The sequence below is a fragment of the Halocella sp. SP3-1 genome, from assembly GCF_003953885.1.
GTDB classification, from domain to species: domain Bacteria; phylum Bacillota; class Halanaerobiia; order Halanaerobiales; family DTU029; genus Iocasia; species Iocasia fonsfrigidae.
In genome coordinates, this window is the sequence record NZ_CP032760.1 from 1,760,775 (window position 1) to 1,774,313 (window position 13,539).

A 13,539-nucleotide genomic window follows, 5' to 3' on the forward strand; every position below is an offset into this window, starting at 1 on the left:
GTTCCCCCATTATGGTTCTGGTACAATTTTAGTGTAGTTGTTCCAGAGGTTATGTATAACAAGTAAGTCAGATAAAACCATTCCTTTATCTTCTGCCTCAATTCCAGCAGCAATTTTATCAATTGTATTATCAAGGGTTAAATACTCTTCAGATGCGAAATTAAGTAGTAATAAACCTTTTGAGTGGTGCCAGTCATTTTTTAGCAGTTCACTATTTTCTTTAGCCTGCTGCCAGTCCCCGCTTTGTATATTTTGCTCTATTTTTAAAAGATGGATTAAAACTCTACCTGAATAAGTGTGGTTACGATAAAGAAAGTACCCAGTAAAAATTATTAAAATTAGTAGAATCAAAAATATATCAATAAACTTATTCCTCAAAAGTATCACCTCAGAAAGCATAAAACGCTTAGTCATTATATTGGGGTTCTTCACGTTTAATGTATTCAAGTCTTGAATTTAAAGTCTCCATTATTTCCTGTTGAGACGAAGCCAATTTTTTAAACATTTGTTGAGCGTTTTTATCATCAGTTGCCAGAGAATAGGATTTTAAATCAGCTAAAACTGATTCTGCATTTGTTACTGTTTTCTCCAGTTGGCTTTTTACAGTCATATTTTTCTCCTTAATTAATATTTTTCTTAGAAATTAATTCAATTTATTTCTATATGATAACAGATCTAATTTTTCTTAAATAATGCTATAAAAAAAGTAAGATAATAGGGGAAAAGGTAGTGCAGGGATCTATAATTCCTGCACCACATCTTGAAATAGATTTTTTTTATTGGCCATAATCATTCCCTGAGGAATACGATGCTACATATTTATTTGCACCAGCTTGTTGTTGCATTGTAGGTTTGTTTTCACTTAATCCTGAGATTGGATTTATGTTATCTTGATTGCTTGTTCCCTGGTTTGTATAGCTACTTGCATTCTGAAATTGGTTTGGATTATATTGACTGCGGCTGTACTGAGTAGTACCATATTGTGTACTAAATTGGTTCTGCTGCATTCCTTGATTGCCCATACTCTGTATAATTTGTTCAGAAGTAACTAATCTCTGGTTAATCTGGTTTAGTGTATTATTAAGTTCCTGTCTGACCTGTCTTAAATTATTCTGTATTTGCATCAACTGATCCATAATATTCACCCCCTTAACATGTATTATTTTTATTATGTACTACAAAGATACAGAATATAAGGCTTGATATAAACTTCATGTAAATAAACTTGCTACTGATTAATATTACGAGAAAGTAACAAGATTATACAGAAGTAACTCCAAAATGTCCAGTTATGCTACTTTTTCCAAAAAGAGAAAAATCATTTAACATAGATAATTTAATCGAACAGTTAAAAGATAATAGGAGTATTATAGCTCATCAATTTCAAGCAGATCATGGATTTAGTGACCCTTATTCAGATAAATATAACAAAGATTCAGCAAAAAAAGCAGAACAAAAAATGATTAAATTTATACAAAATTATATTAATTAATAAAGCAGATATTTATTATAACTTATGTAGTACATGTAGACAATGTATTTCCATATGTAATGTAGAAAAAGAATGGGGTCAGGGTTGAAAAGTTGGTGTGACTGAGCAAGGTTATATAGTTTAGTAGGTGGAAATCCTACCTGAATAAGATTAGAGCCAAATCAGTAGTGAGTCTTGGAGTTTATAAAGTAATTTATAAATTTAAGCGTAGACAACGAGGTAATAGGCCTGAAAGTGATTGAGCCCCGAAACCAACCCAGAGATGGGAAATGGAAAGATTTTGTACCATTTTCTCATGTTGATTTAATTGACCGCTTGAAAACTACTGGATTTAAGATATTCAATAATAATTATAATATAAATAATGACTTTTATTATATTGTAGCTGAGAAGTAGGCACGGGGAAACATCAGATAACATGAGATTTAAGATTCCGCTACGCTGCATCCAAATTTATGAACCTAAGCCAAGTCTGGCTAAGGTTCATAAACTTCTTAAATCTCAGGAACGTTAGCACGCCAAGCAAGTTTGATATATCTTACAGAGTGAAACTAGAAGAAAAAGATTCAACGCAAATTAACCCGATGGTAAGGGCGAAATAAAGAGCCAGACAGAATATCCACTACAACTACCTCACTGTCTACTGGAATAAAGTCGTTAATGAACTTTTATCTAACTAGTCTTTGTCGGGCAAGACCTAACCCGTCATCCGTATCGAGTGTTGCGCCGAAATAGGTAACTATTATTCTAAGTAAGTGATTTGTCCTGGTATGAATACAGTTGAAAAGGAGAGATTTTTTTACGGGTGGTCAAGTGCTTAAGACCACAAATTAGGTATTCCTGGAAATTGCTACTAAGATAGTAACTATCATGTTATTAGAAAACTGGAGTCGGTCAGAGGGTGATGTTTACTATTTAGGGTATGGAATCTCTGAAGATAAAACCAAATATTTACAATTAGCACATAGTACAATACAATTAAGACTGAGGTATTTATTAATGATATGGATTTCTTTTTTATGCCTTGTGATAGGAATTTTTATAGGGTGTTCGCAATTTTACTCTAAGTATTTACAAAAAAATTGATATAATTACTAATATAGCATTAGTAGTGCTTGTGATTACGATTGGAATAAAAGTCGGTATAAACTATTCAGTTATGTTAAATTTAGACTCAATAGGTTTAAATTGTTTTCTTATATCTTTGTGTGCTATAGCTTTCAGTATCTTGTTTACGGTAATTGTAGAAAAAACGTTACTTCCATTGGAAGAACTAAGGGAAAAAATCTTATTAAAAGATATTCAAAAAAACAGTGAAATTGATATTTTACAAGAAAAAGAAAAAAGAAAATCTCCATTGGTTTGGGTTATGCCTTTAAGCATTGTTATAGGTGTAATATTTGGTTATTTTGTTATACTATATAAACTGTCTTTTATATTTGATTATTTGCTAATGGGGTCTCTAGTCATACTTTACCTTAGTGTTGGTATAAGTTTTGGTTCCAACAGTAAAGTGTTTAAATATATTAAGATAATTGGCTTTAGAGTAATTTATTTATCAGTAGCTATATTTTCCGGAAGTTTTGTCAGTGGTTTGACAGTGGGGGTCTTGCTTGATATGCCATTATATATACCTACAATGTCGGCGAGTGGAATGAGCTATTATAGTTTGACTGGAGCATATATGACACAGGTTTACGGAATAGAAGCCGGGACTTACGGATTTATTGTGAATGTAATGCGGGAGTTTTTTACAGTATTGCTCTTACCAGTGCTATTAAAAATCAGTACTGGTAGTCCTATAGCAGGTGGTGCTGGCTGGCAATATGGATACCATGTTTGTGCCTGTAACGAGATTTGTAGGAATTGAATTGGGGTTGGTTACTCTAATCACGGAACTTATATTAACGGTTACTGTTCCTGTGATATTACCTGTTTTATATGGTTTGTTTTAACTTCTGAATTGGGGTACTAAAGGAATCCACCCTTTAACTTTACCATATTTTATTACATTATTTATTACATCCATCTCTTCAAATATAAAAGCTTTTATCATTTCACGGATCTCTTGATTTATTGACAGTTCCTGCACAGCAACCCCTTCTAAAGTAACAGCATCTATGATAGATATTAATAATTCTTTAAAAATGTATTCATCACTAAACCTTTCTTTAGTTTCTGGAGTAGCAATACTCTTTGCATATTGTTCTGGTAAATTAACACCAAAGGTCAGGAGTATTTTTTCCAATGTAGTGGTCTGCTTTTCCAAAATATTAATACCTGTCTCTAATAATATCTGAAAATCTTTATCAATAACATTGCTAATATAATATTTTGTTTTGTGTTTACTTAAATATCTATTATCTAAAAGCCCCCATAAATGCCAGACTTCATTAGTAGCAATTCTTTTTTCTGCATTTTTTAGACTTTTATATAATGGTGGTTCCTGTAACCAGCCCTTCTCAGTAATAAAATTAAGGTATTTATGATACATCTCAATATCCTGTTTAGCAATTTTATATAATAACTCCCTAATTGCATCATTTAAAACTGTATCTCTAATAGTGAGAAAGCATTTGCTGACAATAAGCTGTAAATCATTTAATATAAATTGTGCAGTGTGTTTATCAACTAACACTTCAGTATTACCTATTGCCTCTATGTCTTTTTTGCTTGGTTCAGGGCTATTGATAGAGTATTTTTTCAATTCTTTTTCCAGCATTTTGGCATGCTCTTGCAGGGTTTTATTTATGTTTTTTAATACTAGCTGGAAATCAACGTCATGGGTAAAATTACCCAATAAACTGATATGATTAATTACAACATATCTCAGGCGGGTCTTCTCCCAAAGCCGAAAAGCCTCTTCTGTACTTAACTGTGATTGTTTTCGATGTGTCTTAGGTCTCTTTTTTCTAAACAAGACTATAACATCTCCTTATGTGCTTATAAGATATTAATTAGTCTTAACAAATAACTTGGGAAAAATTCATGATTTAATAAACTGAAGAAAACAAAAATATGAATGTTAAAGGCATAAAATATGGTGAATAATTTAACACTAAATCTGTTATTATATTATTTATACATTATTATGAATAAAATCAAGGAGGCAATCGTGGAATTTTGGAAATCACAGGAAAATTTACTATATTATCAATGGATTGCTAGAGCTTTAGTGATGTTTTTCTGGTTAATATTAATGACAAAAATAACTGGTCAAAGACAGATTGGAAGGTTAACCTTACTCGATTTTATAATATCGATTACTATTGGCAGTATTACAGCGGGTTCATTAAATAATTCCAGGTCAAACCTAATAAGTGTTATGCTTACTATAGCTACTTTAACTGCTGTTGATGTTTTACTAAACTATATTTCTTTGAAAAATGCAAAAATTAGACGTATATTTCATGGTGAACCAATAATTTTGATTAAAAATGGAAAATTGCTTGAAGATACAATGCGCAAAGCCAAAATGAATGTAGATGATTTACTTATGGAATTACGCTTAAAAAAATTACCTGATCTGGCTGATACGGAATTTGCTGTTTTAGAACCAAATGGTAAGATAAGCGTTATACCAAAGTCACAGGCCCGTGCAGTTAAACCGAAGGATTTAAATATTAGTACTAAATATGAGGGATATCCTATAATGCTAATTGAGGATGGTAATGTACTGGAAGATAACTTAAAGGAAAATAATTTAGATAAGGAATGGCTTTATAAAGAGCTAAAGCGACATGGTCTGGATAATGAACAGAACGTTTTAGCAGCAATGTTAGATACACAGGGAAGATTTTTTGTTAGTAGAAATTAATAGTTTTTATTATAGGGATGGCTTATATTAATGCAAAAGTAACTTGACCTATCTAGCCCTTATGGGTAAAAATGGTATTGGCAAATCCCTTTTATTAAAAATTATACTTGGTAGAGAAGAACTTACTGCTGGAGAAATAATTCGTGCAACTGCTCTTGATATAGGCTATTTTTCTCAAAAACTGGTCAATCTTCATGATGATTAAATAGTAAATAAAATAGACAAGAGGAGTGGGATATGTTAAAATTCCTAAAAAAGTTATGACAATTGTTACAGGTGTAGCTGGATCGGGAAAAAGTACTTTGATTAATCAAGTATTCACCCGATATTTTCCGGAGTCAATAGTTATAGATCAGAAAGGAATACAGGGATCTAAACGTTCTAATATTGCTACCTATTCTGGTATTTTAGATTTTATAAGAAAATTATTTGTTTTAGTTTTAATTCAGAAGGTGCCTGTCCAGAATGTAATGGCCTGGGCAAAATATATACTGATATGGCTTTTATGGACACAGTTACAAATACATGTGAAGCATGCCAGGGAGATAGGTTTAATGAAGAGGCTATCCAGTATAAATACCAGGATAAAAATATTGCAGAAGTTTTAAAGATGATAGTTGATGAAGCGATAGTTTTTTTAGTCATGAAAAAATATTGTCTTCTTTAAAAGCTTTAAGTGATGTGGGGATAGGATATATTACTTTAGGTAAAACACTAGATACTTTATCAGGAGGGGAGTTGCAAAGAGTTAAGCTTGCAACTGAGCTGGAGAATAGTGGGAATATCTATGTATTAGATGAACTGACAACAGGACTACACATGTCAGATATAGAACAACTAAATCATATTTTTAATCGTCTAGTTGACCAGGGTAATACAGTAATTGTCATAGAACATAATCTGGATATCATAAGTAAAGCTGACTGGATTATAGATCTTGGCTAGGCGCAGGAGTATTACTTGACATCAATTCGGAACCATACGGGCTGGTGGTTGGTTCCAGTGGGGATATTTGGTTCTGAACAAAATTGGGCAGTTAATCTACTAAAGTTCTAGATTATGATATAAAGGGATGGACTAAATTTAGGGAAATATAAAATAATAAGAAGGAGAGGATATTATATGATTGGACCAGATAAAAGAAAGCTTTACCCAAATGAAAAGTTAAAGACGGTTTGTTATATAAGTAATTTACCTGATAGACCAAATGTTGAGATTGGAGAATACACCTATTATAGTGATAATAAAAAATCTCCAGAAAAATTTTATGACTATATAGAACATCACTATGAATTTCTAGGAGATAAGTTGATTATTGGGAAATTCTGTGCAATTGCTGAAGGTATAAAGTTTATTATGAATGGAGCAAACCATAAAATGGATGGAATTACAACCTATCCATTTAATATCTTTGCTGGAGGTTGGGAAGAATTTACCCCTACAGTAGAACAACTGCCTTTTAAGGGAGATACAGTGATAGGTAATGATGTATGGATAGGGCAAAATGTAACAATTATGCCAGGAATAGAGGTAGGTGATGGTGCTATAATAGCAGCAGGATCAATAGTAACAAAAGATGTCTCACCTTATACTATCGTTGGTGGTAATCCAGCCAGGGTGATTAAAAAGAGGTTTAGTGAGGAAACTATAGAAATTTTATTAGAATTAAAATGGTGGGACTGGGATATTGAGAAAATAAGCAGGAATATAAATTTTCTAACAAATATGGATATTGATGCACTGAAAGAGTTTTTAGATAAAGACAAAAAAGAGTAATTCAAAAAATCCCTTGACCTTAACGCAACGTAAAGGTGTATAGTTATATTACAGGAGGTGAGAAAAAGATGGAATATACAGTAAAGGAGCTTGCCGAACTATCAGGTATTACTTCACGGACAGTAAGATATTATGATGAGATTGATCTCCTTAAGCCGGCCAGGACTAACTCATCAGGATATCGTATCTATGGTCTAGAGGAAGTTGATAGATTACAGCAGATACTATTTTACAGAGAGCTCGATGTTGATCTGGATAGTATCAGGAAGATTATAAACTCACCTTCATTTGATGAAGTAAATGCTTTGAAGGAACATCGTGAGAAGCTATTTGAGAAGAAAGAGCAATTAGAATTATTAATTGTCAATCTTGACAGAACAATTACGTCAAAAGAAAGGGGTATTATTATGAATGACCAGGAAAAATTTGAAGGATTTAAAAAGAGATTAGTTGAAGATAATGAAAAAAAATATGGTAAGGAGATACGGGAAAAATATGGAGATGAGGCTGTAGAAAAATCAAATAAGAAGATAAAGGATATGATTCAGGAGGAATATGCTGAAGTTACTGAAATTGAAAAGAAACTTATGGAAATACTAAAGGCAGCACTTGAGACCGGGGATCCTGCTGGGGAATTGGCCCAGAAAGCAGCAGATCTTCACCGGCAGTGGATAAGTTTCTACTGGGACAGTTACAATAAGCAAGCCCATGCTGGAGTTGCTCAGATGTATGTTGCTGATGATAGATTCAAAGCATATTATGATAAGGAACAGCTAGGAACAGCAGAGTTTTTAAGAGATGCTATTCTGGTCTATACAGGCAGGAAAAATCAATAATGTTAATTGATATTAAGTAAAAGCGATTGGGAATCCCCAGCCGCTTTTTGTATGCCTGGCAGTCTATATAACTTAGGGATTAAATTCCAGTGGGGCTTCCCTTAATCTGGACTCAATAGTTCGGGAATTTCCCTTAATATTCTAAAGTAATGGTTAGCCTCACGCAGTACATGATCTGCTAAAAGGGGAGGAATAATGGATTTGATTTCACAGTCCAGTAAACCTTCTGTGGCAGCTCTTTTAAAACCCCTTATTTTGTCTGTAGTTGCCAGGCTTCTTCGAAGTATTTCTCTTTCAGCTTCTCTTATGCATCTTTCTACCAGTATTTCAAATCTTTCTGCAAACATCCTGGCAGTTTCCTTAAGATTTTTTTCTGTTGGATCTAGCATTCCATCAATAAACTGGGCATGTTCTCCCATAATGTTATTCCAGAAATTAAGCTTTACACATAGAGTTCTTTCCGGCATTCTTCTATTCTGAAGGTTTCTTAATGTTTCCTGGTAGTATTCTGTCTCCTGTGTAAGATGCTCTAACAGTTCATCATATAGAGTTATAAATATTTCACAACGTGACACTAGATTCATTAATCGTATTTGAAAGGCAATTACTTCTTCAAGGTAGTCTAATGTCCTGGCATTTAGATTCTGCACGTTGTTTTCCAGCTGTTTTGTATAGTAATAATTTCGAGAATTTAGTAATTCAAGTTCCTTTCTGGTAATTTCTGTATCAATATTGGCACCGGTTAACTGTGAAGTAAGTCTTTCTGTTCTTAAGGTATATGGAGTTACAAATTCATTTGAATTTAGGGCTGCTCTTGATAAGGAAATTCTTCTTGCATAGTTTACTGTTTCTGATAAAAGTAGTTCAAAATTTCTTTTTAATCTACTGGCTTCAGCTATATATTCAGCTTCAGGTGCTTGTAAATTGGTTTCGATAAAAAATAGGTGTTCCTTTATGATTCTTTGAAAGAAAAGATTTATTTCTAGAGAGTTTCTTATAAACTCATCTCTTGACAACAAAAAAATTCCTCCTTCCATATTATTGTCTGGTATATATTATTTTTTAAAAAGAAAAGTGTGTAATAATTATCTGTATAATTTATTATTAGTAAGAATGAATCAAAAAATATGGTTGTATAATTAAATGTTGTGAAGAAAAAACTGTAAATCAAAATAAAAAGGCATTTGCCTGACTCCGTTGAATTAAATAGTTGTGACTAAAATTCAAAAAAGGAGTCTAGCAAATGCAAAATAATCTTATCATAAAACTTCTTGATTTACCAGACTTAATTGCAACAGCCAATAGAACTTTATAATTGACAATTAAACAAGATATTGCTATAATTGTATTGTAGTAATAAATATAAACAAGGGAAGTGCTTTGATGCAAGTTGGTTTATTAATCTAGTAAATTAAATATTCTATTCTTTTTTAAGTTTTTAAAATCCCAGGGATTAGTGGGTTTATTTTTTAATACTTAAATTAAGACTTAAGAAAGTATAGTTTTAGATTAATAAACTCTTGTTTATAGATAGCTATATATTATATAGTACGTTATTTTTATGCTATGGGTTTATTAGCCCGTAGCATTTTTTATTAGTTCTATATAATAACCTCTTACTGTTTTTGAAAATAATTTTATTGGCTAAGAGGGATCTATTCTGGATGAATATCTAAGCCATGGGTTTATTTAGCCCATGGCTTTTGTGCTTTTTGCTTATAAATAAATCTTATTTTAATTAATTAAGGAGTGATGACTATGATTGTAAATCAAAGAGAAGTGACTGGTGAAATTGCGAGACAGTAATGGGTAAGTAGTGTTGAGTGAAAAATACAAGAGAGATGGACTTTCTAAGCATTTGTTGGAATAAAAAGGGAGGGAAATACATTGAGTTTAGCAGATTTAGGTTGGAATCAAGATTTTGAAAATAAATTCAATCAAATTAATAATAAAGGAGGTTATCAAGTAGCCAGAGTTGCTGTAGAGTATAAGGGGATTTATAAGCTATATACTGAAATAGGAGAAGTTTTAGGTGAGATAACAGGAAAGATGCGTTATAACAATAAATTTCCTGTAGTAGGTGATTGGGTAGTTGTCGATTTACAAATTGGAGGAGAGCGGGCTATAATTCATGATATTTTACCTAGAAAGAGTAAGTTCTCTAGAAATAGAGCGGGAAGTAAAGCTCAAGAGCAAATAGTAGCTTCTAATGTTGATACTGTTTTTATAGTTACTTCTTTAAATCAAGATTTTAATTTAAGGAGAATAGAGCGATATTTGACAATTACCTGGGATAGTGGCGCTAATCCTGTTGTAATTTTAAATAAGGCTGATTTATGTGATGATATTGAGGCTAGAAAGAGTGAAGTAGAAGCTATTGCTTTGGGAGTTCCGGTTTATGTAATTGTTGCTTTAGAAAATGAGGGTATTGTGCAATTGAAAAGATATTTTAAAAAAGGAGATACTGTTGCTTTATTAGGTTCTTCAGGAGTAGGTAAATCTACTTTGATTAATAGTGTACTCGGTAAGGAAAAGATGAAGGTTAATAATATTAGAAAAGATGATGGAAAGGGAAGACATACTACTACTCATCGGGAGATGATTCTTTTAGAAGAAGGTGGAATCATTATTGACACTCCAGGAATGAGAGAAATTCAATTATGGGATGTTTCTGAAGGATTGAGTGATAGTTTTACAGATATAGAAAAATTAGCTCAAGAATGTTATTTTAATGATTGTCAGCATGATTCTGAGCCCAGATGTGCAATTAAGAATGCTATTAAAGAAGGAATCATTACACAAAAAAGGTTTAATAGTTACAAGAAGCTTCAACGAGAAATGAAATATATGGAGATTAAGAAGGAACGAGGGGCTAATGCGGCAGAAAAATATAAATGGACGACACTTGGAAAATTATAAGTTAATAAAAATATTAAAATTGAATAACATTTTTTATTGAGAAAGAGGTATAGTGCCATTGTATTAGTTAAAAGCATTAAACTTTTAATGTGGAATTTTCAAAAAAATAATATACTAAGGAGAAAAAATATGGAAAATATATTAATTAGATTAGAAACTCAGGAAGATTATAGCGAAACAGAAAATATGATTAGAGAAGCATTTTGGGATGTTTATAAACCTGGATGTGATGAGCATTTAGTACTTCATAAGCTTAGGCAGGTTTCTGTTTTTGTAGAGGAATTAGATTTAGTTGCATGTGATAACAATAAAATTGTTGGTAATATTGTTTATTCAAAGGCAAAGATAATGAACAATCAAAATCAAGAATTTACAGTTTTATGTATGGGACCTTTAGGGGTATTACCTTCTTATCAAGGAAGAGGAATTGGCTCATTATTAATAAAACAATCCATTTCAAAAGCAAAATTATTAGGTTATAAGGCAGTTGTAATATTTGGAGATCCAAATTATTACCGACGTTTTGGGTTTGAAAATGCTGAAAAATATAACATTCAAACAGCACAAGGTGAGAATTTTGATGCGTTTATGGTGTTAGAACTTTATGATGACAGTTTAAACGGAATACAAGGTAAATTCTTTGATGATCCAGTGTTCCGAATACAAAGTGAAGAATTGGAATTGTTTGAGAAGGAGTTTCCGTATAAGGTAAAACACATTATAGATACTCAACTAAAATAGACGATAATTATGATCACAATTATTGTCTGTGTTTCCTTAAAATATCAATATATATTTGATTATTTAGAGATTCCGTAAAACGGAATCTCTAAAAATTATTATAAAGTTTGTACTTACTGATGGAGATAAATTTGATGGTGAGCTTTCTGCCAGGCCTAACGGCACAGGTACGTCATAACAGGAACGTTATATAATGCTAAAATTTATTACAATCATGATCAATAAAATCGGATAAAATATAATTAGAATCTCTTTCAGCCATAGCATGGCGTATTTTATGTAATAGTCTTCAATATTCTTGTAATTAATAAGGTTAATGCAGGAAACTATATTTTGATATTGAAATATTGTATTAGCAAGGCAAAATAAATCACAGTACTATAATGGTAGTAAACGTACTAATAAATGGAGGTTCATGGAAATGGAAAGAAAAAAAAATAACTTAGTGAAGCCTTTTGTAAAATGGGCTGGTGGGAAAAGACAATTAATTGACGAAATCAAAAAATATATACCGGAGAATATTTCTACATATTATGAGCCCTTTGTGGGTGGTGGTGCAGTTTTGTTTGAATTGCAACCTAACAAGGCAGTTATAAATGATGTTAATGTACATTTGTATAATGTTTATAATGTGATAAAAAATAATGTAGAAGAACTTATTGAAGATTTAAAACAACATAAGAATGAAGAAGATTATTATTATAAAATGAGGGCTAAAGATAGAACAGATGAATTTGATGGAATGACTGATGTACAAAAGGCATCAAGGATATTATACTTAAATAAGACTTGTTTTAACGGTTTATTTAGGGTTAATAGTTCTGGAGAGTTTAATGTCCCTTTTGGTAGGTATAAAAATCCCAGTATAGTAAATGAACCAGTATTAAGAGCGGTTAGTTATTATCTTAATAATAATAATATAGCTATTTTAAATGTAGACTTTGAAGAAGCTATTAAAGGTATGAGAAAGCAGGCTTTTGTTTATTTTGACCCCCCTTATCATCCCCTGTCTGATACATCATCTTTTACAGGTTATACATTAGATGGTTTTGATGAAAAGGATCAAATACGTCTAAGAAAATTATGTGATAAATTAAATAAACGCGGCTGCAGATTTTTATTATCTAATTCAAGTGCGAAATTTATAATAGACTTGTATGATCATAAGGATTATAAAATTGATTATGTTGGAGCAAATAGAAGTATAAATTCAGATGCAAGCAGCCGGGGAGAAGTAAAGGAAGTATTGGTTAGAAATTATTAAAATAAAAGGTGAGATTAATGACAAAGTTTGACCATAAAAGTTCTAACAGGGGAAGCCAAGGCATTATAGTTCACTAAATAGTGTCCGAAAAGCTGAGAATGGCTCAAAACGATATTTTTGTCTAATGAAAAGGGTGAGATTATGGTAACATTAAATAAAATAAAGGGTAAATTATTCAATTTAAAGAATGTTTTTAAAAAATTGGATGAAAGTATTAAGAGAGATTATCGTAAAGATGATATAGTTTTAGATGCAGCAATATAGAGATTTGAATTTACATATGAATTATCCTGGAAGCTTATGAAAGCTTATCTTGAATATAATGGAAATCTAGAGGCTATTAGTCCCAGGAAAGCTATCAAAGAATCTTTCAAGGTAGGTTTGATAAAGGATGGAGAAATATGGTTAGAAATGCTCCAGGATAGAAATAGAACATCGCATACCTATGATAAAGAAACGGCTATAGAAATCTTTAATAATGTAAAGGATAAATATATTTATTCTTTTAAAAAATTCATCAAAACTATAGAAAAAGAAATAGAGTAGAGGTAGTGAGAAAGGAAAAATTTATTATGAAAAAAAATTAATGAGATATTATCCTGAACTAAAAGATAAAATAGACGATAAATTAGGGAAAGCCTCTGGATTTAATCCAGGGGCTTTTCTTATTAAAGCTAGCTCTATTTTGACTACT

General features: G+C 31.5%; 17 protein-coding genes and 1 pseudogene. 13 read left to right on the top strand and 5 right to left on the bottom strand.

What is annotated here, in order from left to right; genetic code table 11:
- Positions 1–9: 9 nt before the first annotated feature.
- The 3 genes from D7D81_RS08290 to D7D81_RS08300 all read right to left on the bottom strand — a co-directional run bounded on the left by D7D81_RS08290 (position 10) and on the right by D7D81_RS08300 (position 1,136).
- Positions 10–414, bottom strand: coding sequence for a DUF4363 family protein (locus D7D81_RS08290; protein WP_125989030.1), 405 nt, complete (start codon positions 412–414; stop codon positions 10–12).
- Entirely contained in the window at positions 407–610 is a 204-nt protein-coding gene (locus tag D7D81_RS08295; RefSeq protein WP_125989032.1) for a DUF1657 domain-containing protein, read from the bottom strand. Before D7D81_RS08295 ends, D7D81_RS08290 begins: the two co-directional genes overlap by 8 nt.
- 166 nt (positions 611–776) lie before the next feature.
- On the bottom strand, positions 777–1,136 hold the full coding sequence (locus tag D7D81_RS08300) for a hypothetical protein (RefSeq protein ID WP_125989035.1): 360 nt from the start codon (positions 1,134–1,136) through the stop codon (positions 777–779).
- Between the two features lie 155 nt (positions 1,137–1,291).
- On the opposite strand from D7D81_RS08300, the gene D7D81_RS08305 reads away from it, so the two are divergent.
- The 3 genes from D7D81_RS08305 (at position 1,292) to D7D81_RS08310 (ending at position 3,362) form a co-directional block, all read left to right on the top strand.
- Positions 1,292–1,492 carry a dienelactone hydrolase family protein gene (locus tag D7D81_RS08305; protein WP_125989038.1) on the top strand — a complete coding sequence of 67 codons (201 nt, stop codon included), beginning with the start codon at positions 1,292–1,294 and terminating at the stop codon, positions 1,490–1,492.
- Between the two features lie 234 nt (positions 1,493–1,726).
- Positions 1,727–1,888 (top strand): hypothetical protein, encoded by a 162-nt coding sequence (locus tag D7D81_RS19490; protein ID WP_164522175.1) that lies wholly within the window; start codon positions 1,727–1,729, stop codon positions 1,886–1,888.
- Positions 1,889–2,756: 868 nt separating this feature from the next.
- Entirely contained in the window at positions 2,757–3,362 is a 606-nt protein-coding gene (locus D7D81_RS08310) for a LysO family transporter (protein WP_205739388.1), read from the top strand.
- 81 nt (positions 3,363–3,443) lie between these two features.
- On the opposite strand, the gene D7D81_RS08315 is transcribed toward D7D81_RS08310, so the two are convergent.
- Positions 3,444–4,412: a DUF3231 family protein gene (locus D7D81_RS08315; RefSeq protein ID WP_125989042.1), complete on the bottom strand. Its 969-nt coding sequence runs from the start codon at positions 4,410–4,412 to the stop codon at positions 3,444–3,446.
- A gap of 195 nt (positions 4,413–4,607) precedes the next feature.
- Between D7D81_RS08315 and D7D81_RS08320 the strand changes: the two genes are divergently transcribed.
- The 5 genes and pseudogenes from D7D81_RS08320 to D7D81_RS08340 all read left to right on the top strand — a co-directional run bounded on the left by D7D81_RS08320 (position 4,608) and on the right by D7D81_RS08340 (position 7,921).
- On the top strand, positions 4,608–5,309 hold the full coding sequence (locus tag D7D81_RS08320) for a YetF domain-containing protein (protein ID WP_125989044.1): 702 nt from the start codon (positions 4,608–4,610) through the stop codon (positions 5,307–5,309).
- Between the two features lie 61 nt (positions 5,310–5,370).
- Entirely contained in the window at positions 5,371–5,514 is a 144-nt protein-coding gene (locus D7D81_RS08325) for an ATP-binding cassette domain-containing protein (protein ID WP_125989046.1), read from the top strand.
- Positions 5,515–5,548: 34 nt separating this feature from the next.
- Positions 5,549–6,251 (top strand): annotated as a pseudogene (locus D7D81_RS20250) (ATP-binding cassette domain-containing protein); the annotation flags it as partial.
- Positions 6,252–6,431: 180 nt separating this feature from the next.
- Positions 6,432–7,085, top strand: coding sequence for a Vat family streptogramin A O-acetyltransferase (locus D7D81_RS08335; RefSeq protein WP_125989048.1), 654 nt, complete (start codon positions 6,432–6,434; stop codon positions 7,083–7,085).
- A 68-nt stretch (positions 7,086–7,153) separates the two neighbouring features.
- Complete coding sequence (locus D7D81_RS08340) at positions 7,154–7,921, top strand: MerR family transcriptional regulator (protein WP_125989050.1); 768 nt, start codon at positions 7,154–7,156, stop codon at positions 7,919–7,921.
- 101 nt (positions 7,922–8,022) lie between these two features.
- Here D7D81_RS08340 and D7D81_RS08345 read toward each other — a convergent pair whose 3' ends face one another.
- Positions 8,023–8,940 carry a DUF2935 domain-containing protein gene (locus D7D81_RS08345; RefSeq protein ID WP_125989052.1) on the bottom strand — a complete coding sequence of 306 codons (918 nt, stop codon included), beginning with the start codon at positions 8,938–8,940 and terminating at the stop codon, positions 8,023–8,025.
- Positions 8,941–9,808: 868 nt separating this feature from the next.
- Between D7D81_RS08345 and rsgA the strand changes: the two genes are divergently transcribed.
- From rsgA to D7D81_RS19825, 5 genes are all read left to right on the top strand, one after another.
- Positions 9,809–10,840 (top strand): ribosome small subunit-dependent GTPase A, encoded by a 1,032-nt coding sequence (rsgA, locus tag D7D81_RS08350; RefSeq protein ID WP_125989054.1) that lies wholly within the window; start codon positions 9,809–9,811, stop codon positions 10,838–10,840.
- 129 nt (positions 10,841–10,969) lie between these two features.
- On the top strand, positions 10,970–11,581 hold the full coding sequence (locus tag D7D81_RS08355; protein WP_125989056.1) for a GNAT family N-acetyltransferase: 612 nt from the start codon (positions 10,970–10,972) through the stop codon (positions 11,579–11,581).
- Positions 11,582–12,002: 421 nt separating this feature from the next.
- Positions 12,003–12,845, top strand: coding sequence for a DNA adenine methylase (locus tag D7D81_RS08360; protein WP_125989058.1), 843 nt, complete (start codon positions 12,003–12,005; stop codon positions 12,843–12,845).
- A gap of 117 nt (positions 12,846–12,962) precedes the next feature.
- The gene (locus tag D7D81_RS19820) at positions 12,963–13,109 is read left to right on the top strand and encodes a hypothetical protein (protein WP_205739389.1); all 147 of its coding nucleotides are present in this window, start codon (positions 12,963–12,965) and stop codon (positions 13,107–13,109) included.
- Positions 13,110–13,145: 36 nt separating this feature from the next.
- The gene (locus D7D81_RS19825) at positions 13,146–13,391 is read left to right on the top strand and encodes an HI0074 family nucleotidyltransferase substrate-binding subunit (protein WP_205739390.1); all 246 of its coding nucleotides are present in this window, start codon (positions 13,146–13,148) and stop codon (positions 13,389–13,391) included.
- The last annotated feature ends 148 nt before the right edge of the window (positions 13,392–13,539 follow it).